General features: G+C 66.4%; 31 protein-coding genes and 2 tRNA genes. 10 read left to right on the forward strand and 23 right to left on the reverse strand.

Going from position 1 to position 25,650, the window contains the following annotated elements; translation table 11 throughout:
- Positions 1–52: 52 nt before the first annotated feature.
- Positions 53–370 (reverse strand): hypothetical protein, encoded by a 318-nt coding sequence (locus HARCEL1_RS13950; RefSeq protein WP_108382172.1) that lies wholly within the window; start codon positions 368–370, stop codon positions 53–55.
- 93 nt (positions 371–463) lie between these two features.
- Between HARCEL1_RS13950 and HARCEL1_RS08050 the strand changes: the two genes are divergently transcribed.
- Positions 464–808, forward strand: coding sequence for a helix-turn-helix domain-containing protein (locus HARCEL1_RS08050; protein WP_108382174.1), 345 nt, complete (start codon positions 464–466; stop codon positions 806–808).
- A 173-nt stretch (positions 809–981) separates the two neighbouring features.
- Here the strand turns inward: HARCEL1_RS08050 and HARCEL1_RS08055 are convergent.
- Positions 982–1,054, reverse strand: a tRNA-Gln gene (locus HARCEL1_RS08055).
- A 92-nt stretch (positions 1,055–1,146) separates the two neighbouring features.
- Here HARCEL1_RS08055 and HARCEL1_RS08060 point away from each other — a divergent pair.
- Both HARCEL1_RS08060 and HARCEL1_RS08065 read left to right on the forward strand, forming a co-directional pair.
- Complete coding sequence (locus HARCEL1_RS08060; protein ID WP_108382177.1) at positions 1,147–1,659, forward strand: hypothetical protein; 513 nt, start codon at positions 1,147–1,149, stop codon at positions 1,657–1,659.
- Positions 1,656–2,183: a hypothetical protein gene (locus tag HARCEL1_RS08065; protein ID WP_108382179.1), complete on the forward strand. Its 528-nt coding sequence runs from the start codon at positions 1,656–1,658 to the stop codon at positions 2,181–2,183. The genes HARCEL1_RS08060 and HARCEL1_RS08065 overlap by 4 nt, the downstream gene beginning before the upstream one ends.
- Here the strand turns inward: HARCEL1_RS08065 and HARCEL1_RS08070 are convergent.
- From HARCEL1_RS08070 to cyaB, 4 genes are all read right to left on the reverse strand, one after another.
- A complete protein-coding gene (locus tag HARCEL1_RS08070; protein ID WP_108382182.1) occupies positions 2,180–2,653 on the reverse strand; it encodes a DUF5804 family protein in 474 nt (157 codons plus the stop codon). The genes HARCEL1_RS08065 and HARCEL1_RS08070 overlap by 4 nt on opposite strands.
- 82 nt (positions 2,654–2,735) lie before the next feature.
- A complete protein-coding gene (locus tag HARCEL1_RS08075; RefSeq protein WP_108382184.1) occupies positions 2,736–3,926 on the reverse strand; it encodes a tRNA sulfurtransferase in 1,191 nt (396 codons plus the stop codon).
- Positions 3,927–3,997: 71 nt separating this feature from the next.
- Positions 3,998–5,200, reverse strand: a complete 1,203-nt coding sequence (locus tag HARCEL1_RS08080; RefSeq protein ID WP_108382187.1) for a methionine adenosyltransferase — start codon at positions 5,198–5,200, stop codon at positions 3,998–4,000.
- Between the two features lie 50 nt (positions 5,201–5,250).
- The gene (cyaB, locus tag HARCEL1_RS08085; protein ID WP_108382190.1) at positions 5,251–5,841 is read right to left on the reverse strand and encodes a class IV adenylate cyclase; all 591 of its coding nucleotides are present in this window, start codon (positions 5,839–5,841) and stop codon (positions 5,251–5,253) included.
- An 89-nt stretch (positions 5,842–5,930) separates the two neighbouring features.
- Here cyaB and HARCEL1_RS08090 point away from each other — a divergent pair, with 89 nt between their 5' ends.
- The 3 genes from HARCEL1_RS08090 to HARCEL1_RS08100 all read left to right on the forward strand — a co-directional run bounded on the left by HARCEL1_RS08090 (position 5,931) and on the right by HARCEL1_RS08100 (position 7,974).
- Positions 5,931–6,911, forward strand: coding sequence for an FKBP-type peptidyl-prolyl cis-trans isomerase (locus tag HARCEL1_RS08090; protein WP_108382193.1), 981 nt, complete (start codon positions 5,931–5,933; stop codon positions 6,909–6,911).
- An 86-nt stretch (positions 6,912–6,997) separates the two neighbouring features.
- On the forward strand, positions 6,998–7,534 hold the full coding sequence (locus HARCEL1_RS08095) for a Mov34/MPN/PAD-1 family protein (protein ID WP_108382195.1): 537 nt from the start codon (positions 6,998–7,000) through the stop codon (positions 7,532–7,534).
- Positions 7,531–7,974 carry an adenylyltransferase/cytidyltransferase family protein gene (locus HARCEL1_RS08100; RefSeq protein ID WP_108382198.1) on the forward strand — a complete coding sequence of 148 codons (444 nt, stop codon included), beginning with the start codon at positions 7,531–7,533 and terminating at the stop codon, positions 7,972–7,974. The genes HARCEL1_RS08095 and HARCEL1_RS08100 overlap by 4 nt, the downstream gene beginning before the upstream one ends.
- Before the next feature lies 1 nt (position 7,975).
- Here the strand turns inward: HARCEL1_RS08100 and HARCEL1_RS08105 are convergent, their stop codons facing one another.
- Together HARCEL1_RS08105 and ribH are read right to left on the reverse strand one after the other, a co-directional pair.
- Positions 7,976–9,181, reverse strand: a complete 1,206-nt coding sequence (locus HARCEL1_RS08105; protein WP_108382201.1) for a pyridoxal phosphate-dependent aminotransferase — start codon at positions 9,179–9,181, stop codon at positions 7,976–7,978.
- 43 nt (positions 9,182–9,224) lie between these two features.
- Positions 9,225–9,638, reverse strand: a complete 414-nt coding sequence (gene ribH / locus HARCEL1_RS08110) for a 6,7-dimethyl-8-ribityllumazine synthase (protein WP_108382204.1) — start codon at positions 9,636–9,638, stop codon at positions 9,225–9,227.
- An 86-nt stretch (positions 9,639–9,724) separates the two neighbouring features.
- Between ribH and HARCEL1_RS08115 the strand changes: the two genes are divergently transcribed.
- Together HARCEL1_RS08115 and HARCEL1_RS13865 are read left to right on the forward strand one after the other, a co-directional pair.
- Positions 9,725–9,807 (forward strand) — tRNA-Leu (locus HARCEL1_RS08115).
- Between the two features lie 253 nt (positions 9,808–10,060).
- Complete coding sequence (locus HARCEL1_RS13865; RefSeq protein ID WP_267894691.1) at positions 10,061–10,192, forward strand: hypothetical protein; 132 nt, start codon at positions 10,061–10,063, stop codon at positions 10,190–10,192.
- A gap of 35 nt (positions 10,193–10,227) precedes the next feature.
- Here HARCEL1_RS13865 and HARCEL1_RS08125 read toward each other — a convergent pair whose 3' ends face one another.
- The 9 genes from HARCEL1_RS08125 to HARCEL1_RS08165 form a co-directional block, all read right to left on the reverse strand.
- On the reverse strand, positions 10,228–11,295 hold the full coding sequence (locus HARCEL1_RS08125) for a phytoene/squalene synthase family protein (RefSeq protein ID WP_108382210.1): 1,068 nt from the start codon (positions 11,293–11,295) through the stop codon (positions 10,228–10,230).
- A gap of 181 nt (positions 11,296–11,476) precedes the next feature.
- Positions 11,477–12,715, reverse strand: a complete 1,239-nt coding sequence (locus tag HARCEL1_RS08130) for an aminotransferase class V-fold PLP-dependent enzyme (RefSeq protein ID WP_108382212.1) — start codon at positions 12,713–12,715, stop codon at positions 11,477–11,479.
- Between the two features lie 73 nt (positions 12,716–12,788).
- Entirely contained in the window at positions 12,789–13,451 is a 663-nt protein-coding gene (locus HARCEL1_RS08135) for a DUF4013 domain-containing protein (RefSeq protein WP_108382215.1), read from the reverse strand.
- A 1-nt stretch (position 13,452) separates the two neighbouring features.
- Positions 13,453–14,622 carry an ABC transporter ATP-binding protein gene (locus tag HARCEL1_RS08140; RefSeq protein WP_108382217.1) on the reverse strand — a complete coding sequence of 390 codons (1,170 nt, stop codon included), beginning with the start codon at positions 14,620–14,622 and terminating at the stop codon, positions 13,453–13,455.
- A 1-nt stretch (position 14,623) separates the two neighbouring features.
- Entirely contained in the window at positions 14,624–15,499 is an 876-nt protein-coding gene (locus HARCEL1_RS08145; protein WP_108382219.1) for a carbohydrate ABC transporter permease, read from the reverse strand.
- Positions 15,496–16,554 (reverse strand): carbohydrate ABC transporter permease, encoded by a 1,059-nt coding sequence (locus HARCEL1_RS08150; protein WP_394337430.1) that lies wholly within the window; start codon positions 16,552–16,554, stop codon positions 15,496–15,498. The genes HARCEL1_RS08145 and HARCEL1_RS08150 overlap by 4 nt, the downstream gene beginning before the upstream one ends.
- A gap of 15 nt (positions 16,555–16,569) precedes the next feature.
- Positions 16,570–17,835, reverse strand: coding sequence for an ABC transporter substrate-binding protein (locus HARCEL1_RS08155; RefSeq protein ID WP_108382224.1), 1,266 nt, complete (start codon positions 17,833–17,835; stop codon positions 16,570–16,572).
- A 160-nt stretch (positions 17,836–17,995) separates the two neighbouring features.
- Positions 17,996–18,724, reverse strand: coding sequence for a universal stress protein (locus HARCEL1_RS08160; protein ID WP_108382226.1), 729 nt, complete (start codon positions 18,722–18,724; stop codon positions 17,996–17,998).
- A 1-nt stretch (position 18,725) separates the two neighbouring features.
- A complete protein-coding gene (locus HARCEL1_RS08165) occupies positions 18,726–20,162 on the reverse strand; it encodes an APC family permease (protein ID WP_108382229.1) in 1,437 nt (478 codons plus the stop codon).
- Positions 20,163–20,266: 104 nt separating this feature from the next.
- On the opposite strand from HARCEL1_RS08165, the gene HARCEL1_RS08170 reads away from it, so the two are divergent.
- Positions 20,267–20,797, forward strand: a complete 531-nt coding sequence (locus HARCEL1_RS08170) for a TspO/MBR family protein (protein WP_108382231.1) — start codon at positions 20,267–20,269, stop codon at positions 20,795–20,797.
- 15 nt (positions 20,798–20,812) lie between these two features.
- On the opposite strand, the gene HARCEL1_RS08175 is transcribed toward HARCEL1_RS08170, so the two are convergent.
- From HARCEL1_RS08175 to eif1A, 4 genes are all read right to left on the reverse strand, one after another.
- Positions 20,813–21,301: an SRPBCC family protein gene (locus HARCEL1_RS08175; RefSeq protein ID WP_159077065.1), complete on the reverse strand. Its 489-nt coding sequence runs from the start codon at positions 21,299–21,301 to the stop codon at positions 20,813–20,815.
- A 169-nt stretch (positions 21,302–21,470) separates the two neighbouring features.
- Positions 21,471–22,091: a hypothetical protein gene (locus HARCEL1_RS08180; RefSeq protein WP_108382236.1), complete on the reverse strand. Its 621-nt coding sequence runs from the start codon at positions 22,089–22,091 to the stop codon at positions 21,471–21,473.
- A 122-nt stretch (positions 22,092–22,213) separates the two neighbouring features.
- Positions 22,214–23,200 carry a serine protein kinase RIO gene (locus HARCEL1_RS08185; RefSeq protein WP_108382239.1) on the reverse strand — a complete coding sequence of 329 codons (987 nt, stop codon included), beginning with the start codon at positions 23,198–23,200 and terminating at the stop codon, positions 22,214–22,216.
- A gap of 78 nt (positions 23,201–23,278) precedes the next feature.
- Entirely contained in the window at positions 23,279–23,569 is a 291-nt protein-coding gene (gene eif1A, locus HARCEL1_RS08190; protein WP_108382241.1) for a translation initiation factor eIF-1A, read from the reverse strand.
- 97 nt (positions 23,570–23,666) lie between these two features.
- Between eif1A and priL the strand changes: the two genes are divergently transcribed.
- Complete coding sequence (gene priL, locus HARCEL1_RS08195) at positions 23,667–24,758, forward strand: DNA primase regulatory subunit PriL (protein ID WP_108382244.1); 1,092 nt, start codon at positions 23,667–23,669, stop codon at positions 24,756–24,758.
- Positions 24,759–24,787: 29 nt separating this feature from the next.
- Here the strand turns inward: priL and HARCEL1_RS08200 are convergent, their stop codons facing one another.
- Both HARCEL1_RS08200 and hjc read right to left on the reverse strand, forming a co-directional pair.
- On the reverse strand, positions 24,788–25,021 hold the full coding sequence (locus HARCEL1_RS08200) for a hypothetical protein (protein WP_108382246.1): 234 nt from the start codon (positions 25,019–25,021) through the stop codon (positions 24,788–24,790).
- 45 nt (positions 25,022–25,066) lie between these two features.
- Complete coding sequence (hjc, locus tag HARCEL1_RS08205; RefSeq protein ID WP_108382249.1) at positions 25,067–25,585, reverse strand: Holliday junction resolvase Hjc; 519 nt, start codon at positions 25,583–25,585, stop codon at positions 25,067–25,069.
- Between the last annotated feature and the right edge of the window lie 65 nt (positions 25,586–25,650).

Below are 25,650 nucleotides of genomic sequence, written 5' to 3' on the forward strand. Positions count from 1 at the left end.
GACACGGTGTCGGTGTTCCTGTTTCGCAAAGGCCCACCTCTGTGGGTTGCATTCACGCCCAGTCGTGATTCTCCCACCCCTCGTAGTGCTTTAGCCGGCTCCTGATCTGAAACGGTTCCAACCCACAGTCGTGATAGAGCACTTCGGCCAACCGGCCAAACGCACTGTTGTTGAGTTCGATCCCGCGATTCCCCCGGTCGGTAATGTACCCTGCCGATCGGAGCATTTCGTAGGCATCGCGTGCGTCGGGATATTCGTGATCCCTGATCGCTGCGATTGAGAGCAGGGCCTCCTGATTAATCGGTGATCCCCACCCGTGTCTCGAAACCATCGCGGCCAGGAGAGCACATTTCACCGACGGCTTTCGCATACTCCGCTCTATTATCGCCCACTACATAAGCCCCGTCAATCAGCGTTAACACGAATGGAAGTGATTATACACACCGGTCACCTCTATTCGAGCATGAGCGAATCCACACCCAGAGACAGCGCGTCCGACCAGGACGTAAAACAGGCGCGTCTCGACCACCCGAGCGGCCTGCTTCACCTCACCCAGCACGAGAGCGTCCCGATCCTCCTCGACGCGATTCTCGACCTGCCGCCCGGCCGGGAGTTCAACAAGAGCGAGTTCGCGGACCACGCGGGCGTCACCCGCCAGACGGTCGGCACGTACATCGACCTCCTGCTCGACGTCGACATCGTCGAGGAGGTCCCGCAGACGACGCCCCAGCGGTATCGAGTGACCGAGAGCGATGTCGTCGAAGCGCTGTACGAGTTGAACAGTGCGATCAACGCGGCTGGCGAGTGAGATCGTCACGTACTCCGACGAGACGCGGGATCTAACAGGTCCATCCTGCATACGGCGAGCGGAGCGAGCCGTTTCACTGAGCGCGAACGCAGTGAGCGCTCAGGTGTTTTTGGTCCAGATTTTTGCGAGGAGGGTTCGCGAAGCGAACCCTCCGACGTAAAAAGGTGGTCTAGTAGTCCCGGGAGGATTCGAACCTCCGTCGTTGCCCCCAGAAGGCAACAGGATTGGCCACTACCCCACGGGACTGCATTCGACAGTCGGACATCGGGTTACAAAACGGTGTCGCTTCGGGCGCTCGAATCCCAACGAGTATCGCCGTCGATCGCCCACCGGCGGGCATGCTGGAGTCCGCGATCGACATCGTGTTCGGGACCAGTCTGACCCACCGGGTCGTGGTGCTCACGGCGATCGCCGTCTACGCCGTGTGGTTCGTCCGCGACGCCCCGACGGCGTGGGCGAACCTGCGTGACGGCGCCTGGACCTTCGGCCGACTGTTCACGCTGATCGTCGCGGCAATGGCACTCGCGAGTGCGATCGGCGCGCTCGTCCCGGTTGCGGCCGTCGAGCGCACGCTCGGCGCGACCGCCGGGCCGTCGGGTGGCGTCCTCGCGGGCGTCCTCGGCGGCCTCCTGCCGGGCGGGCCGTACGCGGTCTATCCCGTGATCGACAGCGTGGGGGCCGCCGGTGGCGGCGTCGCGGCCGTGCTGGCGCTGGCGGTCGGCTACGGTGCGATCGGGGTCGGACGCATTCCCTACGGCCTGGTCTTTTTCGAGTCGCGGATCGTCGCGGCGCGCGTGCTCGCGGGCCTGGCGATCGCGATCACCGCCGGCGCGGGGGTGTATCTGCTGTGAGTCGGTGGCGTCAGGTTGGCCGACTCCTCGTCGGGGCGTCGTGGGGCCAGCGCGTGGTCGTGATCGGCGCAGTCGTCGTCTACGCGACGCTAGCAGTCGTCGACCCCGCGACGGCGAGATCGAGTGCGGCCGGCGGGATCGCGCTGTTCGGGCGGATGGCCTCGCTCGTGGTCGCATCACTGTTGCTCGCGAACGCGCTCGGGCACGCGTTGCCCGAAGACCGCGTCGCGGCGACGCTCGGTGCGGCGGCGGGCACGCGTGGGGTCGTACTCGCTGGCCTGCTGGGTGGGCTGCTCCCGGGTGGCCCGTATGCCGTCTACCCGATCGTCGAACGGGTCGGCGATCGCGGCGCGAGCGCACCAGCGGTGGTTGCGCTGCTCGTGGGGTACAGCGCGATCGGCGTGGGACGGGTCCCGTTCGGCCTCGGCGTGTTCGGACCGCGGATCGTCCTCGCGCGACTGGCGATCGGCGTCGTTGGCACCGTCGGCGTCGCGGTCGTCCTCGCGGCGGTCTGGCCCGACTAGCCGTCACCGAATTCGGTGGGCGTCACGCGAACCACGAGCGTCTCCGCAACGTCGCGCAGGTCGTAGCTCGGCACCGACCCGTCGGTCCGGGTGACGTACATCGGCTCGACCAGTCGGCCCGCGGCGTCGGGACTGGGCCGTTCGACGCCGTAGATTCGGAGATACTGCCCGGTCGCCCTAGGCTCGACAGTCTCGTCGCGAATCTCGCGGGCGAGATCGGCCGAGAGCCACTCCGAGTCGCTGACGCTGGGCTCCCGGACCATCGCGGCCTCGACGTACCGGACGAGATACCAGGAGAGATCGTTGAGCAACGCGACCGCCGCGCCGATGCTGACCGTCTCGACGGCGACCGAATTGACAAAGGGTGAGCGCACGTCGTAGGTCGCGAGCGCCTCGCGAGCGGTCTCGTGCGAGCGGAGAACCTGCCGGAGCGGGTCGTCGGTCGCGCCGAGCAGACAGACCTCGGTCACAGGCGGAGCCTGGCGGGCAACCCGGAAAGCGATTTCGTCGTTCGGGTGGCGGGCGCGGACGACCGCCCGCGGCCGACGACCGTCAGTCGTGACGTGGCTCGATCGGAATCGACTCGACGCGATCGGCGATGTCGGCGGCCATGCGGCTGGCGTCGGCGGGTTCGACGGCGTCGACGCCCGCCGGCGTCGCGCCGGTCTCGGGATACGAGGGTGCGACGCGGTTACAACCCGCGTCGATGGTGGCGTCGTTGTAGGTCCCGATCTCGCGAGCGCGAGCGATGACCCGATCTTTGTCCCAGGTCGCGAGCGGGCGGATCACGGGCGCGCCGATCGCGCGCTGGACGGCCGCGAGGTTCGCGGTCGTCTGGGAGGACTTCTGGCCGATCGACTCGCCGGTGACGACGCCGACCGCCGACTCGGAGGCCTGCGCGGCGATCCGGAGCATGAGTCGCCGGAGCACGAGCATGCGGTGGTCGTGGGTCGTCTCGGCGATGCGCTCGACGGCATCGCCCGCGGGCGCGATCGACAGTTCGTCCACCTGGTCGGGCGCGTACGCCGCCAGGCGTTCGGCCGTCGCGACCGCGCGAGCGCGGTGGTCGGCGCCGCCGTAGTCGCCGAGATCGACGTAGATCGGCTGGACCCTGGCCCCGCGTTTCATCGCCAGCCAGGCCGCGACCGGCGAGTCGATCCCACCCGAGAGGAGGGCGACCAGCGGGGCCTGCGAGCCCAGCGGAAGCCCACCGGGCCCCGACCGCGTTTCACAGAACACGAACGCCCGGTCGGGCCGGCACTCGACGGAGAGTGTGAGGTCGGGATCGTCCAGATCGACGCTCGGATCGAACCCCGCCGCGTCGAGGGCCTCGCCGACGGCCCTACCACCGACCTCACCGATGTCCCGACTCGAAAACGGGTGCGCGTCTGTCTCGCCGGCGCGACGCGCGTCGATGCCGAAGGTGCCGCCCGCAAAGTGGGCCTCGGCCGTCGCGACGAGCGCGTCGCCGATCGCGTCGAGTGTGGGGTCGACGACGCGGGCCGGCGAGGCCGAGACGACGCCGAACCCGTCGGTGACGGCACTCGTCGCGGCCTCGACCGCGTCAGTGTGGACGTACAGTCGATTCCGCTCGACGTGGACGTCGCCGGGGACGTCCCGATCCGCGAGGATCGCGGCGAGGTTCTCGCGCAGACGGCCCTCCATGCGCATCCGAACCTGATCGCTCTTGGTCCCGATCTCGCCGTGTCGGACCAGCACCGTCGAGGCGCCCGGCGGGTGCATATCGTGGCTTGATCGCCGACGATCAAACGGGTGTCGATGGGGCGGCCGACCGCCGATCGAGCGTGACCGTCTCAGAACGTGGTCTGCTCGCCCTCGATGACCGATCGGGTGAGATCGGTGATCCCGTCGAGTTCGTCGTCGATCACCGCACTCACGTCGTCCTCGACCGCGCTGACGGGCGTGCCCGCCTCGGTGACGACGTGGGCATCCGCGAGGTGTGGCTGGTCGATCGGCTGGCCGATCTGGCTGAGCAGGCGGATCTGGATCTGCCGGACGGCATCGACGCGCTCGTAGACCGCCCGCGCGATCTCGGTCGAGAGCAGGTTGTAGATCTTCCCGATGTGGTTGACGGGATTCTTCCCGCTCGTGGCTTCGAGACTCATCGGGCGATTGGGCGTGATCAGCCCGTTCGCGCGATTGCCACGCCCGACCGACCCGTCGTCGCCCTGTTCGGCGCTCGTCCCGGTCGTCGTCAGGTAGATCGCCCCGGAATCGAGGTCGTCGGCGGTGTTGACGTGGACCTCGACCGAGCGGTCGGTGATCTCGCGGGCGAGCTCAAGCACCTCCTCGCGGACCGACTCGACCATCGCCTCGTAGGCCTCGATGTCGGGAACGTGGGCGTCGACAGCGGCGACGGCGACCGTGACGGCGATCTGGTCGTCCTCGCGTTTGGCCATGACCTTCACGTCCTGGCCGATCGCGGGGTTCTCCGCGCCGAAATCGCCGTTGAGTTGGCGCTCGGTCTCCAGGACGATGCGTTCGGTCTCCGAGAGCGGGGCGTAGCCCACGCCGTAGCTGGTGTCGTTGGCCATCGGGACCGTGCCGTCCTCGCCGAAGACCTGCTGGAGGTCGCCGCTGCCCTCGCCCAGGTCGACGTCGACGATGACGTCCGTTCCCACGTCGAGGTCGGGGAACGTCTCGTCGAGGTAGTCCCGGGCGGCCTCGACGGCGACCGACTCGGCGGGGATGTTCGTGCCCTCGTAGGACTTGGTCGCGCGCCCGACGATCAGCAGATAGATGGGTTCGAGCACTTCACCGCCGCCGAACGCGGGCGCGGCACTGCCGGCGACGAGTTGGGTCTCGTCGGTATTGAAATGCAGCACGCGACCGACGCGATCGAGATAGACGCGCGCGAGCGCTTGCGAGACGGCCTCGGCGACGCCGTCACAGACCGAGTCGGGGTGGCCGATCCCCTTGCGTTCGACGATTTCGAGTGTCTGTTCCTCGACGGCCGGGCCCGGGGCGGGTTCGACCTGGACGTTCCGGTCAGTCATCGGCCGCGGATTCCCGCGCAGTCGCGGTATACCTTTCGAAAGCGCCAGCGTCAGTCGAGAAGCAAGCCGAGATAGGACCGTCGGATCTGATCGTCGGGATTCAACCCGAGGTCGGCGAGCGTGCCTTCGAGCGCGTCACGGGCCGAGTCGATTTCCGCCTCGCCGTCGACGTCGCGTTCGAGTTCGAGGTAGGTGCCCAGTCCCGCCACGTCGTCGACGGTCGCCGTCGTCCCACCGATCTGGAATCGGTGGCGATTTTTCTCGACGGTCGCCGCGCGCTCGAAGCCCAGTCCTTCGAGCAACGCTCGCGCCGTCTCGGCGTCGTCGACGGCGATCTCGGCTTCCGTCCGGGTCTTCGATCGGGCGTCGATCTTCGGCCCTTTGTAGGTCATCCGCACGCGGGCGTCCGTCTCGTCAATTCTCGCCTCGTCGCCGGATGCAGAGGCGGACCCATCGACTGCTCGCGATTCGACCCGTTCCCGTCGAATCCGCAGCGCTTCGTCGGTCTCAGCGAACGCGCGGTGTGGCGCGTCGAAATAGGCGTCGGTCTGGTGGACGCGTTCGACGGGTTCGGCCCCGATAGCCGCGAGACGGTCGCGAATCCCCGTCTCGACGGGAACCTTGATCTCGACTTCGTACATGGTCGACTCGGGCAGGCGAACGAAGAAAAGCCCCCCGACCGGGACCGTGAAACGGTGTCCTTAAGGATGGACCGACGGACAAACGGTGTATGACGGACGAAAACGTGGCCGAAGCGGACGATTCCGAGCCGGCCGAGGACGTCGCATCGGACGCCGAAAGTGAGGACACTGCGGGACTCGGGGACGGCGACTTCGTCGAAATCGAGTACACCGCTCGCACCGTCGAGGACGACGCGCTCGTCGACACGACGAGTCGCGAGGTCGCCGAAGAGGAAGGTGTGGCTGAGGACGATCACGACTACGGCCCACAGATGATCGTCATCGGCCAGGGCCACATCTTCCCCTCGATCGAGGAGGCCCTCCGCGGGAGCGAGGTCGGTGACGAAGGCACCGCCGTCGCGCCCGCCGAAGAGGCCTTCGGTGAGTACGACGACGAGCAGGTCCGCACCGTCAGCGCCGAGAAGATCCCCGAAGACGACCGCTACCCCGGGGCCGAGGTCTCCATCGACGGCGACCAGGGCTACCTGGAGACGATCGTCGGCGGCCGCGCCCGCGTCGACTTCAATCACCCGCTCGCCGGCGCGGACATCGAGTACGACTACGAAATCAGCGACGTCGTCGACGACCGCGAAGAGCGCGCCGAGCGGTTCATCGAGACCGCCGTCGGCATGCCGCTGGACGTGGAGTTCGAGACCGCGACCGTCGAAGAGGAGCGGCCCGTCGACGACCCCGAAGAGCACGTCGACGACGCCGACGAGATCGGTGACGAACCGGTCACCGAGACCGTCGAAACCGAACAGGAGACGCTATTCATCGAGGCGACGCCCCAGCTGGCGATGAACCAGCAGTGGATGTTCCAGAAACAGCAGATCGGCCAGCAACTCGAAGACCTCATCGGCGTCGACCGCGTCGTGCTCCGCGAGGAACTCGGCGGCGGGCCCGGCCCGATGGGTGGCATGATGGGTGGCATGGGCGGCGGCGCTGGCGGCCCCCAGGTCGAGGTCGGTGACGACGGCGAAGCCGAACTCGAAATCGACGCCGACGATCTCGCCGAAGAACTCGAAGAGTAGCGCCGATCCGATCGGCGATCCCAGCGACCGACTCCGATTTTCGGTCCATCACAACGCTTAGTTGGCGGCGTCCCGTCTCGGCGTCCATGCGCCCGTTCCGACCGGGAGAGGTCGTGGCGATCGCCGAGTCCGCCCTGGAGTTCGCCATGGAGGCGTCTCGCGACAGCCACCCCGACGAGTACATGGGCCTGCTGCGTGGCGACGACGCCCGCCAGGTCGGCCTCGATCGAGACGGAACGGTGCTGACGGACGTCCTCGTCATTCCGGGGACCGAGACGAACTCCGTGAGCGCGACCGTCAAGACCTCGATGGTGCCCAACGACACCCGCGCGGCGGGGTCGATCCACTCTCACCCGAACGGCGTCCTCCGGCCGAGTGCGGCCGACCGCGCGGCGTTCGGTCGCGGACGGGTTCACATCATCATGGGTGCGCCCTACGAGCGCGGGGACTGGCAGGCGTTCGACCGTGAAGGCGACCCGATCGAGTTGCCCGTCGTCGAGGTCGACGCGCCCGAAGAGCAGTTTTTCGACTTCGACCAGCACGACATCGACGAAGAGTTGCGCGAGGAGGGGCGGCTCTCGGAGACGACCGACGACGCCGAGGACAGCGGGTGGTTGTGGTGAGCACGGTCATCGCCCAGGGGACGTTCGACCTGCTCCACCCGGGGCATTTGCACTACCTCCGTGAGGCCGCCACGATGGGTGACTCGCTGGTCGTCATCGTCGCGCGCCGATCGAACGTCACCCACAAACCCGATCCCGTCGTCCCGGACGCCCAGCGCCGCGAGATGGTCGCCGCACTCGATCCGGTCGACGACGCCATTCTCGGCCACGAGACCGACATCTTCGTGCCGATCGAGCGGATCGAACCGAGTGTGATCGTCCTGGGGTACGACCAGCACCACGACGAAGCAGACCTGGAAGCGGCCCTGGTCGAGCGCGGGATCGACTGTCGAGTCGAACGCGCGAGTCCGCGTGAGCACCACGACGACGAGTTGCTCTCGACCGGCGACATCGTCGATCGGATTCTCGACCGTCGAAAATCCACGGCCGAGTCAGAGTGATCTAGATCAGGTCGGCCTCGGCCAGACGGTCGACACCCTCCTGCAGTCGGTCTCTACTCGCGGCATACGAGAGTCGGACGTAGCCTGGCGTCCCGAACGCGCTCCCGGGGACCGTCGCGACGGCGGCGTCCTCGACCGCGCGCTCGGCCCACGCCTGGTCGTCCTCGGCAACGGGCAACATGAGATAAAAGGCTCCCTGCGGGACCGGCGGGTCGACGCCGTACTCGCGGAACGCCTCGACGAGCATGTCGCGCCGATCCTCGAACGCCGCGCGCATCTCTTCGACGGCGTCGTCGGTGTTTGCGAGGGCCTCGACGCCGGCGTGCTGGACGAAGTTCACCGCACACGTCACCGAGTGGCTGTGCAGTTTCCCGGCCTGCTCGACGATCGACTCGGGCGCGGCGAAATAGCCCAGTCGCCAGCCCGTCATCGCGTACGCCTTCGAGAAGCCGTTGAGCGTGATCGTCCGGTCGCGCATGCCGTCGAGCGCCCCGAGACTCGTCGGTTCGCGACCGTCGTAGACGATCGACTTGTAGATCTCGTCGGAGATGACCGTGATATCGTACTCGACGGCGATATCGCGGACGCCTTCGAGCGCCGCGTCGGTGTAGACCTGGCCGTGGGGATTGCCAGGCGAGTTGACGACGAGGAGTTCGGTGTCCGCGCTGACTGCCGCCCGGAGATCGTCGAGGGCGGGTTCGAGCGCGAAGTCGTGGGCCTCGGTGTCGACCCGGACGAGTGAGCCACCCGCGAGTTTCGCCATCGCCTCGTAGGACACCCACGCGGGATCGAGGAGGGCGACTTCGTCGCCAGAGCGGGACGACGTCCCGCTGGCAGACGGGCCCTGCCCGTCATTGCCGTCGATCAGCGTCTGGAAGACCTCGTAGAGGGCCTGTTTCCCCCCGGGCGTGACGATGAGGTTCTCGGTGCCGTACTGATCGAGGCCGTCGCCGTGGAGTTTCTCGACGATCGCCTCTTTGAGCGCGGGGATCCCGTTCGAGGAGGTGTACCCCGTGTGGCCCTCGTCGAGAGCGGTCTTGGCCGCGCGCTTGATGTTTGCAGGCGTCTCGAAGTCGGGCGCGCCGACGCTCAGATCGACGACGTCGACGCCATCGGCCTCCAGTTCGGCGGCGAGGTTACTGATCGCGATGGTAGCACTCGGCTCGACCCGGCCGACCCGGTCAGCGAACTCGAAAGGTGCGGACATACCCGTAGGAGCGCACCGGGCCACCGTGAATGCTGTGCTTGAGTTACGTGGGCAGGGATTCGACGAGGTCGATCGCGCTCTCGACGGCAGTCGCGCCTTTCTCGACGCGCGCGGCGGCCTCGTCGTGGCTCATCCCCGGGCCGGTGATCCCGAGCGTGACGGGCGTGTCCCGGTCGAGGCTGACCCGATCGAGCCCCTGGGCCGCGGCGGTCCCGATCACCTGATCGTGATCGGTGTCGCCCGAGACGATCGCACCGAGCACGGCGACGGCGTCGATGTCCTCTCGGCGGGCAAGGCGATCCGCCGCCAGCGGGGTGTCGTATGCGCCGGGGACGGTGAGTTCGGTGACGATCTCGGCGTCGCGATCGGCGGCCGCAGCACGGGCGTGCTCGGCCATCTCGTCGATGAGGGCAGCGGACTTCTCGAAGCGCGCGACGACGAGGCCCAGTCTGATCATACCTCCGGGTGGGACCGATCGAAGGAAGTGCGTTCCGGTCGCCCGATCGCAACCACTTTTGACCCCCGGGGCCCGACCCCCGATGGGCGAGGGTAGCCAAGCGGCCAACGGCGGCGGGCTTAAGACCCGCTCCTGTAGAGGTCCCTGGGTTCAAATCCCAGCCCTCGCATAGCGAGGTCCGAACGGTGCGAGACGCGAACGGAGTGAGCGTCTCGATGTGAACGGGGAGTGAAGCGACCCGTGAACGAAGTGAGGACCTCGACAAGACGAACGGCGAGCGACGCGAGACGCGAACGTAGTGAGCGTCTCGAAATGCGAGCGGCGGTAGCCGCGAGCGACGCGAGCCGTGAGTCTCGCACTGAGTGAAAGCCGGTGAGCAAGGCGAGATCGAGATGCGATCTCGGAATGCGAACGGCGGAGCCGTGAGCAGCGCGAACCGGCTGGAACGAACTGAGCGTCTCGAAAACGACGAACAGTGCGAGATCACCGCCCAGTCCGCCGACGCGTTGGACGACGCCACGACGGTCCAGCGGGTCGCATCGTCGATCCGTTGAGAAGACAGTCGACGCGCCAGACCTGGCCTGAAGAGCTACGACTGATGGGGCTCGACGGTCGCGTGGTGGAGTGGCTGTTCGGCGATCGTCGAGCGCAGTTCGTCGAGCACGTCGCGATCGGTCGCGCCCTCCAGCGCCGCGACGACCGCGAACACCTCCTCGCGGTCGACCTTGACGCCCGTCTCGGTGAGTGCGTCCGCCGGTCGCTCGCGGAGTTCGCGGAGCGTGCCGACACCGAGCAGGTAGGGCACGCCCCAGGCGGCGAGCGTGTTGCCTTCGACTAGCGGCATCGCTTCGAGGTAGGTCTGGGCGTCGTCGAGATAGCCCGCGGCGTGGTCGGCCGTGCGGCGGACGACCCGGGCAGCCCCCTCGCGATTCGCGGGGTCGAGGACCTCCTCGGGGTCGACCCCCTCTTCGGTAAGCCACTCCGTCGGGAGATAGACGTTGTTCTCCTCGCGGAAGTCGTCGTGAACGTCTTTGGCGACGTTGATGAGTTGCAAGAGGAGACCGAACTCCTCGCTCGTGGCGGCCATCCGGTCGGCGTCGTCGTGGTCGACCTCGCCACGCGTGAGCAGGCGGGTCACGAGCGTCCCGACGGTCCCGGCGGCGTAGTGGCAGTACTCTTCGAGTTCCTCACGATTGGCGATCCGAAGCCCGCCCGAATCGGCGTGGCGATCGATGAACTCGGCCATGCCCGCAACCATCTCCCGGACCGAGGGGCGGATCGCGGCGCGAACCGATTCGGGTTGCTGCTGGAAGGTCGCCCAGATCGTCGAGGCCTTCGCGAGCACGCGCCAGTCGTCGTTCCGGTCGTCCGCGGGCGGGAGATGCTCGTCGACGGCGTCGCGGAACGCAGGCATCGTCGTCGCGTCATCGGGATCGATCGCCGCCTCGTAGGATGCGAGCAGGCGGCGCTGCTCGTCGGGCGGGATGTGCCCGGCGTCTTCGATGGTGTCGGCCACCCGACAGAGGAGGTATCCGACGCAGATGCGCGTCGCCATCGGCTCGTCGAGCACTTCGACGGTCAGCGCGAACGTCCGGGAGACGTCCTGAACCGCCTCGTGGCACCACTCGCGATCGGCGTCGGGGAGATCTGAATGCATCGTCTGAGAGGGGGATGGATGTGGGGGTGGCGAACGACGGAGTCGCTGCAGTACTCCGTTGCTCGCCGGTCATCGTGATCTGTCCGTCGATCGACTCTGTATTACTGTGGGAGTAGCGCCACCCATTAAAGCTTTGACCGTCGGTCGTCAGATCTGGGTCCGCCGATCGTCGCGCACTGGCCTAGGCGAAGATCTCACGGGCGGCGTCGAGGGCCTCGATCAGGGCGTCGACCTCCTCACGGCGATTGTAGACGTAAAACGAGGCGCGCGCGGTCGCGGCGATCCCCAGCGTGTCGTGCAGCGGTTGGGTACAGTGATCGCCCGCACGGATCGCGACGCCGTGATCGTTGACGATCGAGGCGATGTCGTGAGCGTGGACTGTGTCCAGCGAAAAGGCGACGAGACCGCCGCGCTCCGCTCCGGCGGGCGGACCGTAGACGGTCACGCCCTCCATGGCGTGTAACTGCTCGATGGCGTACTGGGCGATCGAATTCTCGTGGGCCGCGATGCGGTCCATCCCGATCGATTCGAGGTACTCGATCGCGCGGTCGAGCGCGACGGCCTGGGCGATCGGCGGCGTGCCCGCCTCGAACTTCCAGGGCAGTTCGTTCCAGCGGGAGTCCTCGTAGGTGACTTTCTCGATCATCTCGCCGCCGTAGAGGAACGGCTCCATCGATTCGAGCAGGCGTTCTTTGCCGTACAGCACGCCGATCCCGGTCGGGCCGGCCATCTTGTGCCCCGAAAACGCGTAGAAATCGGCGTCGATCGCCGCGACGTCGACCGGCCGGTTCGGCACGGCCTGTGCGCCGTCGACGAAGATCAACCCGTCCTGTTCGTGGACCATGTCAGCGAGTTCGGCGACGGGGTTGATCGTCCCGAGAACGTTCGAGACGTGGACGATCGACGCCATCGCGGTGTCGGGCCCGACGATTTCGCGGGCGTGATCCATGTCGAGACGGCCCGCGTCGTCGACGCGAATGTACCGGACGGTCGCGCCCGTGCGCTCGGCGATCTGTTGCCAGGTGACCAGCGACGCGTGGTGTTCCATCTGCGTGAGGACGACCTCGTCGCCCGGCTCAAGGTTGTTCAGCCCCCACGCGTACGCGACGAGGTTCTCGGCCATCGTCGTGTTCGCGGTGAAGACGACCTCCTCACGTCCGTCGGCCCCGATAAACTCCGCGACGGTGTCGTGGGCCTCTTCGTAGGCGATCGAGGCCTCCTGGCTCAGTTGGTGGAGGCCGCGATGGACGTTCGCGTTGTACTCCCGGTAGTACTCCGTGATCGCGTCGATCACGGGCTCTGGGGTCTGGGTCGTCGCGGCGTTGTCGAGATAGACGAGATCGCTATCCCCGACACGGCGATCCAGGACGGGAAAGTCCGCCCGGATCGCCTCCACGTCGAGTTCCTCGGCTGTGGGCATGGCGGATCTCGGGTACCCACGGGCAATTGCATTTCGGTCGCCCGAAAAATCCCGGCGGCCGGGAGGCCGTGGCTTACCCGCCAGGCGCGGCGTCCGTGCGGGCGAGGCCACGACCCCAGCAGCCGACGGTGACGACCGTCGCGTAGCCCGCGACGAAGAAGCCGACGACGAACACCGAAAGCGCGTCACCGATCGCGAGGCCACCGATCAGGACCGTCCAGCCCGTGACCGTCCAGACGAAATAGGCTGGCGCGCGCGTGATCGGGCCGAGGCGGCCGAGCGCGAGCGCATCGCGGAGGCGGCCCGAGTGGGCGTACAGGCCCCACGCCGCGGGCAGGGCGTACGCGATCGCCATCGCGAGAAACAGGCTCGCCGTCGACCCGAGCGTGATCGCCAGCCCCGTGATCGTGCCCTGGGCGGCGTCACCCGGGAGTCCAGACGCGCCATAGAGCGTCATCGCCAGAATCACCGCCGGAACGCCACCGTAGAGCGCCGAGATCACCGTTCCACCGACGGTCAGGCGGGCCAGGCGACCGACGTTCTCGAAGACGCCCGGATGGTCGTCGCCGCGCGCGACCGCATCGAGCACCTCCACGAGATAGCCGACGCCAGCGACGAGTGGCACGACCGGGACGGTCACCGCCGTGAGCACGTAGAGCCCTCCGAGTGCGGCGACGCCGTCGAGCCCGCGCACCGACCGCAGCGGGTCCAGCGCCGGATCGAACGGATCGCTCACGTCACTCCACCGGTGAGACGTCGACGTTGTCGAGGCTGCGGTTGTGGATCGCCTCGCCCGTGGTGGCGTCGAACAGGTGGATGGCCGTCGGCGGAATGGTCGCGACGATCGACTCGCCCGCCTCGACGGATTCCATCCCGCTGATGGTCGCGACGAACGCGTCCGGCGACCGTTCCTCGCTGACGTGGGCACCGTACTCGTCGTCGGCGTCCGCGAGTCGCAGGTGGACGATGTTCTCGTCGCCTTTCGGTTCGACGACGTCGACGTCCATCTCGAAGGCGTGCTCGCCCGCGGCCCCGCCGAACCTGATGTCCTCCGGGCGGATGCCGAACGTGACCGCGTCTCGACCCTCGACCGCCGCGCCGAGTGCGTCGGTCAACGGATACTCGAAGCGTTCACCGACGAGGCGATCGCCCTCGACGTCCATCGCGAAGAAGTTCATCGCGGGTTCACCGATGAAGCCCGCGACGAACTGGTTTGCTGGCTGGTGGTAACAGGTCAGCGGATCCCCGATCTGCTGGAGCCGACCGTCGTTCAGGATGGCGATCCGGTCACCCATCGTCATCGCTTCGGTCTGGTCGTGAGTGACGTAGATCGTCGTCACACCCAGGTCCTCCTGGAGGCGCTGGAGCTCCGTGCGCATCTGTGCGCGGAGTTTCGCGTCCAGGTTCGCCAGCGGCTCGTCCATGAGGAACACCTCGGGATCGCGCACGATCGCGCGCCCGAGTGCGACACGCTGTTGTTGCCCGCCCGAGAGTTCGCTCGGCTTGCGGTCGAGCAGGTCTGCGATCTCCATCATCTCGGCGCTCTCGGTGACCTGTTGGTCGATCTCGTCGTCCGAGAGGGCGGTCGATTCTTCCAGCCCGAACGCCATGTTCCCCCGGACCGACATGTGGGGGTAGAGTGCGTACGACTGGAAGACCATCGCGACGTCCAGGTACTGTGGTTTGACGTCGTTGATGATCTCGTCACCGAGCGATATCGTGCCGGACGTGACGGTCTCCAGCCCGGCGATCATGCGCAACAGCGTCGATTTCCCACAGCCCGACGGGCCGACGAGGACCAGAAACTCCTCGTCGGCCACGTCGATCGATACGTCGTCGATGGCGACGATTTCGCCGTCGTCGTCCTCGAAGATCTTGGTAACGTTGTCGATTGTGAGTCCAGCCATGTCAAGCACCTCCGCCGGAGACGCCCTCTGCGAACTGTTTTCCGAACAGGACGTACACCGCGATCGTCGGGAGTGCGGTGATGAACGCCCCGGCCATCAGCAAGTTGTACTGCCCGACCATCGACCCCGTAAAGGACTGCAGGGCCATGGTGACGACCTCGTACTCGCCACGCACGAGCACGAGCGCGAAGAGGAGATCGTTCCAGATATTCGTGAACTGGTAGATCAGCGTGACCGCGAACATCGGGATCGCCAGCGGGAACGCGATCCGCCGGTAGATCGTCCGGATCGTCGCACCGTCCAGACGGGCGGCCTCGAACATCGACTGATCGAGGCCCTTGAAGTGCCCGCGAAAGAGGAGCGTACAGATCGGGATCCCGTACGCGATGTGCGTGATCGTCAGCGCGACCAGACTGCCCTCCGGGCCGAGCAGGCCACGGATGTCGACGATACCCGTCCAGAACCGCGTGAGCGGAACGAGCACGGCCTGGTACGGGATAAAAATCCCCGCGACGAAGATCAGCATGACCACGATCTGGCCACGCCACTTCGTAATCGTCAGCCCGTAGGCCGCCAGCGACCCGAACAGCGCCGAAAACGCCGTCGCCGGGACGACGAAGGCGACGCTGTATCCCAGCGCGGGCCAGAGCCGATCTAACGCTTGCCCCCACGGACCAATCGTGAACTGATTGCCGATCGGCGGGAGCACTGGGATCGTGGTCTGGAACGCGCTCTGGGTCTTGAACGCCGTAAAGAGCCCTGTCTCCAGAGGCAACAGGTACAGGACCACCATCGCCAGGAGGACGGCGTACAGGCCGATGCGCTTTCGCGGGACGGTCGTCGCTCGCTCGACGATAGTTCGGTCCGACGTGCTCATAGGTCACCTCGCTGGTACTGGATGTACAGGTACGGCATGATGACGCCCAGCGCCAGGACGAACAGGATCGTCGCGATCGCTGCGCCGTAGGCGAACTGGGACGTGTCGAACGCCGTCCGGTACATCATCACCGAGAGGATGTCCGCACCGGGCCCGGGCCGACTCCCGAAGATCACGTAGAGGAAGTCGAACGCCTTCAGCGCGAACACCATCAACACGACCGCTGCACTCAGCGTCGCTGCGCGCAACTGTGGGATGATCACGCGCAAGTACATCTTGATCGTGCCGGCACCGTCGACCCGGGCGGCCTCGAACTGATCGTTCGGGATCGCTCGGAGGCCGGCCAGATAGACGACCATGCCGTAGCCGCTGAACTGCCAGGTCAACGCGATGATCACCGCCAGCAACTTGAACTGCGCGGCCCCGATCCAGTCGACCGCGAAGAAATCCAGGCCGACGGTCTCCAGCGCGGAGTTGATGATCCCGTACCGGGGATTGTACATCCACTGCCAGAACACCGCCGTCACGACGAAAGAGAGACTCATCGGCAAGAGGTAGATCGTCCGGAACGTGTTCTCGAAGCGGATCTGCTGATCGATGAGGATCGCGAGCAACAGGCCCACGATCAGAGTGAGGACGGTGAAGACGATCAACAGGACGATCGTGTTCCGGAACGACCAGTACTCGATCGGTCCAGTCAGCAGGCGACCGAACAGATCCGCGAGTGGGGCGGGGAGCCACGAGAGGGCGTGATCGCCACTCTGGGCGAACACTCGCTCGAAAAACCGCGTGTACATCCCGAAATCGAGCGGCCAGTAGCTCGCCTGCAACCCCGACCAGTCGGTCAGCGAGACGAGGAAGTTCCAGCCGATCGCGCCGTAGACGAACAGCGCGACGAGCAGGCCCGCCGGCAGCCAGAAGGGTAGCGCCTGGACGAATTCGGGGCCAAGATCCAGGCCGCCAGTTCGGTGGCCACCGTCGGTCGCGAGCGGCGCGTCGCTCGTGGACTCCTCGTCGGACCGGTACCTCCGGACGCGGTCGACGATGCGATCGATGGCGGACATGCGCGGTCAGTTGAAGGCGCTCTCGATGCCAGAGTAGGTGTCGTCGACGTTCCAGTTCGCGATGAAGTCTGCGAAGGCGTCTTCGACGTTGCCCTTGACCGTGGGCGTCACGCCGGTCCCGTGGGCGATCGTCGGTGGTTGGGCCGTCGACGCCCCGAAGTCCTCGGACTGGGACGTGAGGAAGGGTCCGAACTCGTCCATCGAGACGTCCGTTCGCGGCGGGATCGACCCCTTGTTGGTGTTGAACGCGATCTGGCCGTCGACCGAGCCAGCGTACGACAGCCACGCCTCGGTCGCGTCCGGCGAGGGGTTGGGCTGGGGCATCACGAACGCGTCACTCACGACGTGGTAGACGTCGCCGGTCCCGGGGAAGGGGACGTAGTCCCAGTCGGTGCCGTACTCGAAGTCCTCGGCGGACTTGTACTGGCCGGCGGCCCAGTCGCCCTGGTGGAGGAACGCGGCCTCGTCCTGGATGACGCTCTGGTTGCCGGTGTCCCAGGAGACCGACCCAGCGTCCTCGATGAAGTACTCGCGGTAGTCGGCGGTCAACTGGAGGGCGTCTTTGACGGCCTGCTCGTTGGCGGCGACGTTGCCGTCGAGGACGTCGAGATAGGTGTCGACGCCCGCTTGTCCGACGAGGATGTCTTCCCAGAGCTGAACGGTCGACCACTGGGCACTCGTCTGGTGGGCCATCCCGGCGGCGTCGGTCTCTGCTTCGACGGTCTCCATCGCCGTGAGAACGTCGCCGGGCGTTTCGAGACTCGCGGGATCGACACCCGCGTCTTCGACGACCGAGACGTTGTAAAACAGGTTGTTCAGCCGGTGGATGTTGACCGGGACGGCGACGAACGTGCCGTCGTCGGTCTGGGCGAGTTCCATTACGCCGTCCTGGTAAGCCGACTGCATCTCGTCGGTCCAGACCGACCCGATGTCCGCGAGCACGTCCGAGTCGAGGTAGGTGTTCATCGCCTTGCCCGGCCAGATCTGGAACGTGCCGGGCGGGTTCTCGTTGAGCACGCGGTTCTGAATGACGGTGTCGAGTGCACTGCCCGCGCCACCGGGCGCGGGGTTGTTGTTGACGGTGTAGTCGTATTCTTCCTCGTACCCGTCGATGAGGGCCTGGATCGCGTCTTCCTCACCACCGGCGGTCCACCAGTGGACGAGTTCGAGTTCGTTCGATCCGCCGTCGCCGTCACACCCCGCGAGCATGGCGGCACTGGCTGTTCCTGCGACACTGACGAACTGGCGTCGGGAGAGTGGGTTGTCGGGCATGAGAGTCACCTTCGACGGTCACGATGTGCTTCGGAGACGCACCTCATAAAAGATTGGGACAGTTTCACAACCGAATGGGTGACAAGAAGTCGCCGGCGCCGGTTCCGACGACGGCGGCGACAGTCACACGAACCGATCGTCCGACCGGCCAGGGCCAGGGTCAATCGGTCGATTCGTCCATCTGTTCGCGCTCGACCACCAGCACCGGCCCGAGGAACCGTTCAGCGACCTGTTCTGCGGAGTGGCCGAACACGAACGTCGCGAGTGAGGGGTCGGACTCGCCCATCACGACGACATCGTACTCGGCCGCGAGATCGGCAATCGCGTCGGCCGGTTTGACGCCACGCTCGGTGCGAGTCCCGATCCGAGCGGGATCGATAGCCCCGTCTTCGAACCGATCGACGAGACCGTCGAGCATCAAATCGACGTCGGCGTCCGACTCGTCCTCGTCGGTAACGTGAAACAGCGTGATCGTCACGTCCGTTTCCGCGAACAGGCCAGTGACGACCTGGGCCAGTCGATCGATCCCGACCGTTCCCCGGACCGCGACGAGCACGTCCTCCAGTTCGGTGACCGTCCGCGGGACGAGTGTCGCCAGACAGTCGTGTTCTTTGCTCTGGCGATCGATCGTCTGCTGGCCGTCGTGAGTGAAGACCAGTCGCGTCTCGACGGTCGCGCCGCCCTCCTCCAGGACCGTCCGGTACTCCGTGAGGCGATCCTGGGCGCGCTCTTCGAACTGCATCCGCGCCTGTCCGGGCGCGGTCTGATCGGGGATGACGTGATAGCCCAGCAAGATCACGTGCGCCTCGGCCAGCAGTTCGGGCGTTCCTTCGGGGAGCGATTCGCCTTCGAGTACCTCGATCGGGACGAGGACGGTTGGTCTGGTCATCTCAGATGTCTCCTTTGAGGTCGACGGTGCCCGCATAGTAGCGCGTCCACGCCAGCGAGAGCACCATGATCACGGTCCCGATCACGATCGGGACGGGCCCCATGAAGGGGATGAGCGCGAGACTCGCGATCGCGCCGACGACCGGGAGAAGCGGTGATCCCGGCACGCGGAACTTCGGGTCGTACCAGTCGGGGCTCCGGCGGCGTACGGCGAGGAGGGCGACACAGATCAGCGCGTACATCACCAGATGGAGGTAGGACGCGACCTTCGCGAGCAGTTCGACCTGGCCCGTCGCGACGAGCACGGCGATTGGCCCGCCCGCCATGCCGAGTGCGACGTGGGGCGTCCCGTAGCGGAGATTGATCCGACCCGCCGCCTCGGGCAACAGTGCATCACGGCTGAGCGCGTACACCGACCGGGAGGCGCTCAGAATCGAGGCGTTCGCACTCGAAAACGTCGCGAGGAGGCCCGCGACGAGGATCAGGACCGCGCCGGGCAGGCCGAGCAACTCGCGGGCGACCTCGACCATCGCAGTCTCACCGAACGTGCCCAACCGCTCGGCCCCGAACGAACTCGTCGCGACGAAGATCGTCACGGCATAGAAGATCGTCACGACCACGACCGACCCGACCATCGCCAGTGGGAGATTCCGCCCAGGCTTTTTGATCTCGCCGGCGACGGTCGCGACCTGTGCGAAGCCCAGATACGAGGTGAAAACGAGCGCCGCGGTCGTCGCCACCGGGAGATAGCCACGCGGGAAAAACGCCTCGGGGGCGGTGACACGGCCGAACACGCCGAACGCGTCGAGGCTCCCGTAGGTGAGAAAGCCCGTGAGGATCACGAGCAACACGATCACGATCGCGTTTTGCAGTTTCGCGGTGTTCTCGGTCCCACCGACGCTGAGTGCCGTCAGCGCGACGCCGACGACCAGGCCCAGAACGACCGCCGGTTGGACGGGCAGATCGAGCACGATGTCCATCTCGGCCAGCACGGCGACGACGTAGTGGCCGAGTCCGACCAGATAGAAGGCGGCGGCGAAGACGAGTCCGAGCCACAACCCGAGACCGACGATCGCACCGGCCGAGGTGCCCAGACACCGTGAGATGAAATAGTACCCACCGCCCGAGCGGGGCATCGCCGTCGCGAGTTCCGAGGCGGGGAGTGCGACGAGCAAGGCGACGATCCCACCGATGACAAAGGAGAGCGCCGCGGCGGGCCCGGCATGTTGGGCGGCGAGACCGGGGAAGACGAAGATGCCGGCGCCGATCATCGTCCCGATCCCGATCGCGAGGCCCCCGACGAGGCCGATCGTCCGTTCGAGTTCGACGCCCGATCCGTGAGCAGTCGTCTCGTCGGTGACGGCCTCGGGTTCGTCGGCGGGGCGATCACCCTCGACGTTCTCGCCGCCGGTCGAGACGTCGACCGATCCATCGACCATATCCGGACTGCCGCGGGGAGGCCCATAGTTGTATCGCCCGCACTGGGTGACCGGTCCTGACGCTCACCCCCCAGGATTATCAGGAGTGGCTGCGACCCACCCGTATGTCGACAGAGACCGAGGACGGCCTCGCCCGAACGAGCCCACTCGCTCGGACCCGACCGATCGCGACCCTGATCGCCGCGGTCCTCGCGGTCGAACTCGTCGGCGCGTCGGGTGCGGTGTTCACGACGGGTGGGCTCGACTGGTACGCGACGCTCCAGCGCCCGCCCATCGCACCGCCGAACTGGGTGTTCGGGCCGGTCTGGACGCTGCTGTTTGCAGGCATGGGGATCGCCGTCTGGCTCGTCTGGCGACAGCGACACGAGGCAAGTCCCGTCGGGGGCCTGGCCGACCGTGCGCTCGCCCTGTTCGCGATCCACATGGTCGTCAACGTCGCCTGGTCGGGCGCGTTTTTCGGCCTGCAATCCACGGCGATCGGACTCGCCGTCATCGTGGTGCTCTGGGCGCTGATCTTCGCGACGATGGTCGCGTTCTACCGGATCGACTGGCGGGCCAGCGCGCTGCTCGGCCCGTATCTCGCGTGGGTGAGTTTCGCGAGCGTGCTCAACGCGTGGCTGTGGCTGTTGAACTGAGTAGATGCGGGCGATTCAGGGGTCGAGCGTCGCCGTCCCCGTCTCGATGGCCGTCCGGAAGTTCTCCAGGCCCTCGCGCTGGTGGGCCCGGAGCGCATCGATCGTGTCCGCGAACGCGATCCCGACGAGTCGATCGACGACGGCACTGACGAGGGGGACCGAGTACCCGAGTTCGAGCCGTTCGGTCAGGACGACCCCGTCGGCGGTCGGTTCGATCGAAAATTCGAGGCGACCCCCGAGCAGCGAGCGAGGACCGGTGACCGCGAAGACGTACCGGCGCTCGGGGTCGACGCTCTCGACCAGGTAGCGGCCGCCGACGATGCGCTCACGAAAGTATTCGAACTGACAGAACGTCGCCCCTTCGGTCGTGGGATCGCCCGTGAGCGACGCGAAGTGGATGTGATCGTCGGATAGCAGCGTGTAGTTCGCGTCGAGGTTCGCGACGAACGCCGCGATGTCGGCGGGCGTCGCGTCGATGGCGATCGAATCGTCGAGGACGATCACGATCGGGTCCTCCAGGAGCGGTCTCGAATCGATGTGACGGACCGACGAGCCTCCCGTGATCGACCTTCCCAGCCGACCGACCGGTAAGCGGGCACTCCCAGCAGGGCTCGCAGCCCTGTATGCCGAGCGGCGTGTGTGTTGGTAGTCATATGTCGAGTCGCGCGCCCGATCACAGCACGCCGACTGCCATCGCGAGCAAGGCGTACAAAACGACTGCGTAGATGGCGTCGATCCAGAAGATGCGGAGGAGGCTCACGAGTTTCGAGAGCGCGACGAGCGGATAGCCGACGATCTGAAGCAGGGAATCGCTTCGTTTGGACTGTCGCCAGAGCGCCTGGATCGGATCGTCGTTCGGCAGCGCGTGCGCAGCGAGTGCAAATCCAGGATAGAATCCAGCCAGCCAGAGCCACGGTGACCCCTCGTTGGTCACGATACCGCCGAATTCGAGGCCCACGCTGATCCCGTACAGCGCGAGCGCGAGGATCGTCGTCACGACCACGGGGCCCAACACGAGGCCGAACATCGCTCCGAACGAATCGAGCGCGTCGTAATCGACGACCCGTTCGACCCGCTCGTCGGCGCCTGCCTCCTCGGTCGCTCCCAGCGGTCGGGCGACATCGCCCAGCGCAGTCTTTCCCTCAAGATCGCTGACATCCACGCCCTCGGGAACGGCGAACTCGTGGACAGGGACGCCGTAGTACTCCTCGAACACTCCCTGAACGACGCGGTTGGCGACGATGCCAGGGAACGTGGCGATGTTGAATACGATGCCCAGACCAGGGATAAGCATGCAAAATTGTCCGCTATCTCCCGTATCAAAGCTGTCGATTTCGATGGTCGTTTCTCGTCGTGTCGGTGGACGGTGTGAACCCAATTCGATCTCACCCCACGCCAGGCGGACCGGGCGTCGGGTCAGTCCTCGGCCGTGACGAACTCGTAGAGCCCATCGCTGGTCACTTCGACACCCTGACTGGCGAAGAAGTTCGCGACGTTTGTACAGTCACGCCGGAGGAAATCCTCGGCGTTCGGCGAGTGGGTCGTGACGGCCTGGCCCAGATCGATCACGACGAGTTGGCCCTCGTGGAAGACGACGTTGTACTCCGAGAGGTCGCCGTGGACCAGACCCGCCCGGTGGAGGCGGCGCATGTACTCCCGGAGCACCTCGAAGGCCGTCTCGGGGTTCTCGATGTGGACCTCGTTCAGCCGTTTCGCACGGCCGGCCTCGGTGGCGATGTACTCCATGACGAGGACGTTCCGCTCGACGGCAATCGGCTCTGGAACTCGGACGCCCGCCTCGCGAGCGCGACGGAGGTTCGCGAACTCCTTGCGAACCCAGGCCGTGACGACCTTTTTCTTGTCAGAGCCGATCCCCTCGAAGCGCGGGTCGCCGTCGAGGTATCCGCGCATGTCCTTGAAATCCGAGGCGTTGATCCGATAGACCTTGACCGCGACCTCGCGCTCGGCGTCCGGGGTCGGTGGCTGGTCGTCGCTCGTGGATCGGTCTCGCTCGTCGCCCCCGGTGTCGTCGGACCCGGTATCGTCGCTGCCCTCATCGCCGTCTGTGTCGACCGTCAGGTCTGCTCCGCCCGCATCCGGGGATTCACTCCCCGCGAGAGCGGTGTAGACGTTGGCTTCCTTGCCCGTCGATATCGGTGCACCGAACGCGTCGATGTAGCCGTCCTGAACGAGTTTGTACAGTGCGGCGAAGGTCGCGTCGTCGAACACCGACGCCTCGACTTTGAACTGCTCGGTGTCCTTGATGCGCTTGCGAAATTCGCTGAACTCGCGGTCGCGACGCCGGGCGATCCGGTCGGCTTCCGTGTCGGCCACGTCGATCGACTCGAACTCGTCGCCGGGCGTCTCGGCCTCGTCGAGATCCAGCAGCCCAAAGTCACTCACGCTCGATCACCGGGAACACGACCAGCATAGTACGCCGACTGGCCAGGAAAACGGGGGCGACCCGTCATCGATGGGCGATCACGGGTCCTGAATGTGGCCGTCCTCGCGCAACTGATCGGCTTCCTGTTTCTCGTAGCGCCAGGTGATGTCGGCTTTCTCGTCCTGCCAGTCCCAGGGGTCGACGAGGACGACGTCGTCCTCGCGAATCCAGATGCGCTTTTGCATCTTCCCGGGGATCCGCGCGGTCCGTTCGGTCCCGTCCATACAGCGGACAGCGACCCGATTGGCACCGAGCATGTCGGTCACGACCGCGAAGAGTTCGTCTTCGTCGGGCATGCGGAGATCTGTACGTCCCTCGTTGTCGCTCATGCTCGCGGGTTCGGTATCCGGCCGGTTAAGTGTTGCACTGCGGCGTGCTCGTCGGTGACCGCCGGCTTTATTCGCGGGCGCTCGCTATAGCGGGTCGATGAAGCCGCTTCACGCCCGGTATCCGTTTCTCGCGGACGCTCGTGAAGCGGTCGAAGCCGCCGGGGTCGATCTCGCCGTGCTCGTCGAGGACGGCGACCCGGCGGTCGATCGCGCCGTCGATCGCGTCCGCTCGGCAGTCGTCGAGCGGTCGATCGGAGACCCCACCGACACCCGGACCGAGTTGCTATCGTACCCGATCGCCCGGGTGATCGTCTCGGTCGTCGATACGCGAATCTGTACGCAGCGATACGCCCAGGCCGAGGCGAGCGCCGCTCGCGAGCGATTCGAAGACGAACTCCAGCCCGGAGAGGGGTTGCGCTCGGGTGGCGAGCAGGTCGCGCTCCGTGACGTGCTCGCGGAGTTCGATCTCCACGGGCAGGTCCACGCTCGGGATGGCCCACTCGAAACCGCCCAGGCCTACGAGATCGACGTGCCGGCGTATCTGACCTACGCCGCCGACCGACGGGCCGACCGGTGGCGACTCACCCGGCGGCGCGTCGCTGACGGCCGAGTGCGAATCGATCGCGAGGACCTCTTCGGGTTGCTCGAAGCCGCCGTCGAGGATCGCGTCGCCAGTGGGTTACCGCTGGCCGTCCCCGACGTGCTGGAGGAGGCACTCGACGAGGAGCGCGAGACGATCGAGGCCGCGCTCTCGGAACTCGATCTGACCCGCGAGATCGACACGGTGGTGCCGGATCTGTTCCCACCGTGTATGCAACACCTCCTCGATCGCGTCCAGTCGGGCGATCACCTCGCCCACCACTCCCGATTCGCTATCACCTCCTTTCTCGCGGGCATCGGCATGAGCACCGACGAGATCGTCGATCTCTACCAGGTGAATCCGGGGTTCGGTGAAGAGATGACGCGATACCAGACCGACCACATCCGCGGCGAGACCAGCCCCACGGAGTACTCCTCGCCGTCGTGTGCGACGATGCAGTCGTATGGCGACTGCGTCAACAAAGACGATCTCTGTGAGGAGATTCCCCACCCGATGGCCTACTACGAGCGACGGCTGGACGACGCCGACGATGACGACCTCGACGACTGGCGCGAGGCCGAGGCTGACGCCGAGGAGTCGTCGTCCTGAGCGGACGGGCGAGACGAACGCCGAGAAGATCAGTCGTCGCTCGACTCGCCGGGGTCGAACCGCGCGAGCGCCCACCCGCCGATGCCCGCGATGAAGATGAACAGCGCGATGCCGGCGATCGCGACGATCGCACCGCCGTGGGTCAAGTCGTGGGGCCCACTCGCACCCGCCGAAAAGATCGTACTCCCGAGCATGAGCGTCGCGATGAGCACGACCACGGCGGCGAGAGCGCCGCCGATCTCGTAGTACAGCCGATCAACCATCGAGCGGTGGTTCGCGACTCCCCGCCTAAAGCCCGTCGAAGCCGTTCAGGCGAGCATCGACGCGGCCTCCTCGACGTCCAACTCGCCCGTCGCGACCGCCCGGAGCACGTCCTCGATGCGATCGCGAGGTGATCGATCACCGACCTCGTCGAGCGTGCGCTTCTCGGAGTGGCCCAGCAGTTCGGGCAGATCCACGCCCTCCGCGAGTGCGGTCTCGCGTTTCACCCGGTAGTTGCCCCCGTCGGTGGTATAACAGTCGGCAGGATGGAAGAAATACCACGACTCGCGGTCGAACCGGACACCGATCCGGGGTTTCGCACCGAAGTTCCGCGCGAAGTAGACCAGGCTCTCGACCTCGCTGCCCTGGAGATAGATCACGTCGTCCGCACTCGATTTGGCCTCGATCGCGTAGAACTGCTCGCCGTCGCCAGCGAGCACGTCCGGAAGGTCCCGAGCGGTCGCGCTGCCGCTCGCGGGCGCGCGCATGACCGCGAACCCGCCCGCGTCGAGTTCGTCGACGAGTTCCCGCTCCCGACGGTCGCCTTTCGCGTTGGAGTCGGGCATCGACTGCGATCCGGTCGCCGTCGGGGAAAACCTTGCTCTCGATGGACCGTCGTGGGCGGTCGATC

It is taken from the genome of Halococcoides cellulosivorans, from assembly GCF_003058365.1.
Classification (GTDB): Archaea; Halobacteriota; Halobacteria; order Halobacteriales; family Haloarculaceae; genus Halococcoides; species Halococcoides cellulosivorans.

Excerpts from the sequence above, each read along its gene's own strand:
- HARCEL1_RS08160 (WP_108382226.1), bottom strand. The coding sequence starts at position 18,724 with ATGACCAGACCAACCGTCCTCGTCCCGATCGAGGTACTCGAAGGCGAA.
- HARCEL1_RS08130 (WP_108382212.1), bottom strand. The coding sequence starts at position 12,715 with ATGCCCACAGCCGAGGAACTCGACGTGGAGGCGATCCGGGCGGACTTT.
- HARCEL1_RS08095 (WP_108382195.1), top strand. The coding sequence starts at position 6,998 with ATGCGCCCGTTCCGACCGGGAGAGGTCGTGGCGATCGCCGAGTCCGCC.
- HARCEL1_RS08075 (WP_108382184.1), bottom strand. The coding sequence starts at position 3,926 with ATGCACCCGCCGGGCGCCTCGACGGTGCTGGTCCGACACGGCGAGATC.
- HARCEL1_RS08105 (WP_108382201.1), bottom strand. The coding sequence starts at position 9,181 with ATGTCCGCACCTTTCGAGTTCGCTGACCGGGTCGGCCGGGTCGAGCCG.
- HARCEL1_RS08125 (WP_108382210.1), bottom strand. The coding sequence starts at position 11,295 with ATGCATTCAGATCTCCCCGACGCCGATCGCGAGTGGTGCCACGAGGCG.
- HARCEL1_RS08145 (WP_108382219.1), bottom strand. The coding sequence starts at position 15,499 with ATGAGCACGTCGGACCGAACTATCGTCGAGCGAGCGACGACCGTCCCG.
- HARCEL1_RS08050 (WP_108382174.1), top strand. The coding sequence starts at position 464 with ATGAGCGAATCCACACCCAGAGACAGCGCGTCCGACCAGGACGTAAAA.
- HARCEL1_RS08165 (WP_108382229.1), bottom strand. The coding sequence starts at position 20,162 with ATGGTCGATGGATCGGTCGACGTCTCGACCGGCGGCGAGAACGTCGAG.
- HARCEL1_RS08180 (WP_108382236.1), bottom strand. The coding sequence starts at position 22,091 with ATGCTTATCCCTGGTCTGGGCATCGTATTCAACATCGCCACGTTCCCT.
- hjc (WP_108382249.1), bottom strand. The coding sequence starts at position 25,585 with ATGCCCGACTCCAACGCGAAAGGCGACCGTCGGGAGCGGGAACTCGTC.
- HARCEL1_RS08200 (WP_108382246.1), bottom strand. The coding sequence starts at position 25,021 with ATGGTTGATCGGCTGTACTACGAGATCGGCGGCGCTCTCGCCGCCGTG.
- HARCEL1_RS08090 (WP_108382193.1), top strand. The coding sequence starts at position 5,931 with ATGACGGACGAAAACGTGGCCGAAGCGGACGATTCCGAGCCGGCCGAG.
- eif1A (WP_108382241.1), bottom strand. The coding sequence starts at position 23,569 with ATGAGCGACAACGAGGGACGTACAGATCTCCGCATGCCCGACGAAGAC.
- HARCEL1_RS08080 (WP_108382187.1), bottom strand. The coding sequence starts at position 5,200 with ATGACTGACCGGAACGTCCAGGTCGAACCCGCCCCGGGCCCGGCCGTC.
- HARCEL1_RS13950 (WP_108382172.1), bottom strand. The coding sequence starts at position 370 with ATGCGAAAGCCGTCGGTGAAATGTGCTCTCCTGGCCGCGATGGTTTCG.
- HARCEL1_RS08170 (WP_108382231.1), top strand. The coding sequence starts at position 20,267 with ATGTCGACAGAGACCGAGGACGGCCTCGCCCGAACGAGCCCACTCGCT.
- HARCEL1_RS08060 (WP_108382177.1), top strand. The coding sequence starts at position 1,147 with ATGCTGGAGTCCGCGATCGACATCGTGTTCGGGACCAGTCTGACCCAC.
- cyaB (WP_108382190.1), bottom strand. The coding sequence starts at position 5,841 with ATGTACGAAGTCGAGATCAAGGTTCCCGTCGAGACGGGGATTCGCGAC.
- HARCEL1_RS08155 (WP_108382224.1), bottom strand. The coding sequence starts at position 17,835 with ATGCCCGACAACCCACTCTCCCGACGCCAGTTCGTCAGTGTCGCAGGA.
- priL (WP_108382244.1), top strand. The coding sequence starts at position 23,667 with ATGAAGCCGCTTCACGCCCGGTATCCGTTTCTCGCGGACGCTCGTGAA.
- HARCEL1_RS08140 (WP_108382217.1), bottom strand. The coding sequence starts at position 14,622 with ATGGCTGGACTCACAATCGACAACGTTACCAAGATCTTCGAGGACGAC.
- ribH (WP_108382204.1), bottom strand. The coding sequence starts at position 9,638 with ATGATCAGACTGGGCCTCGTCGTCGCGCGCTTCGAGAAGTCCGCTGCC.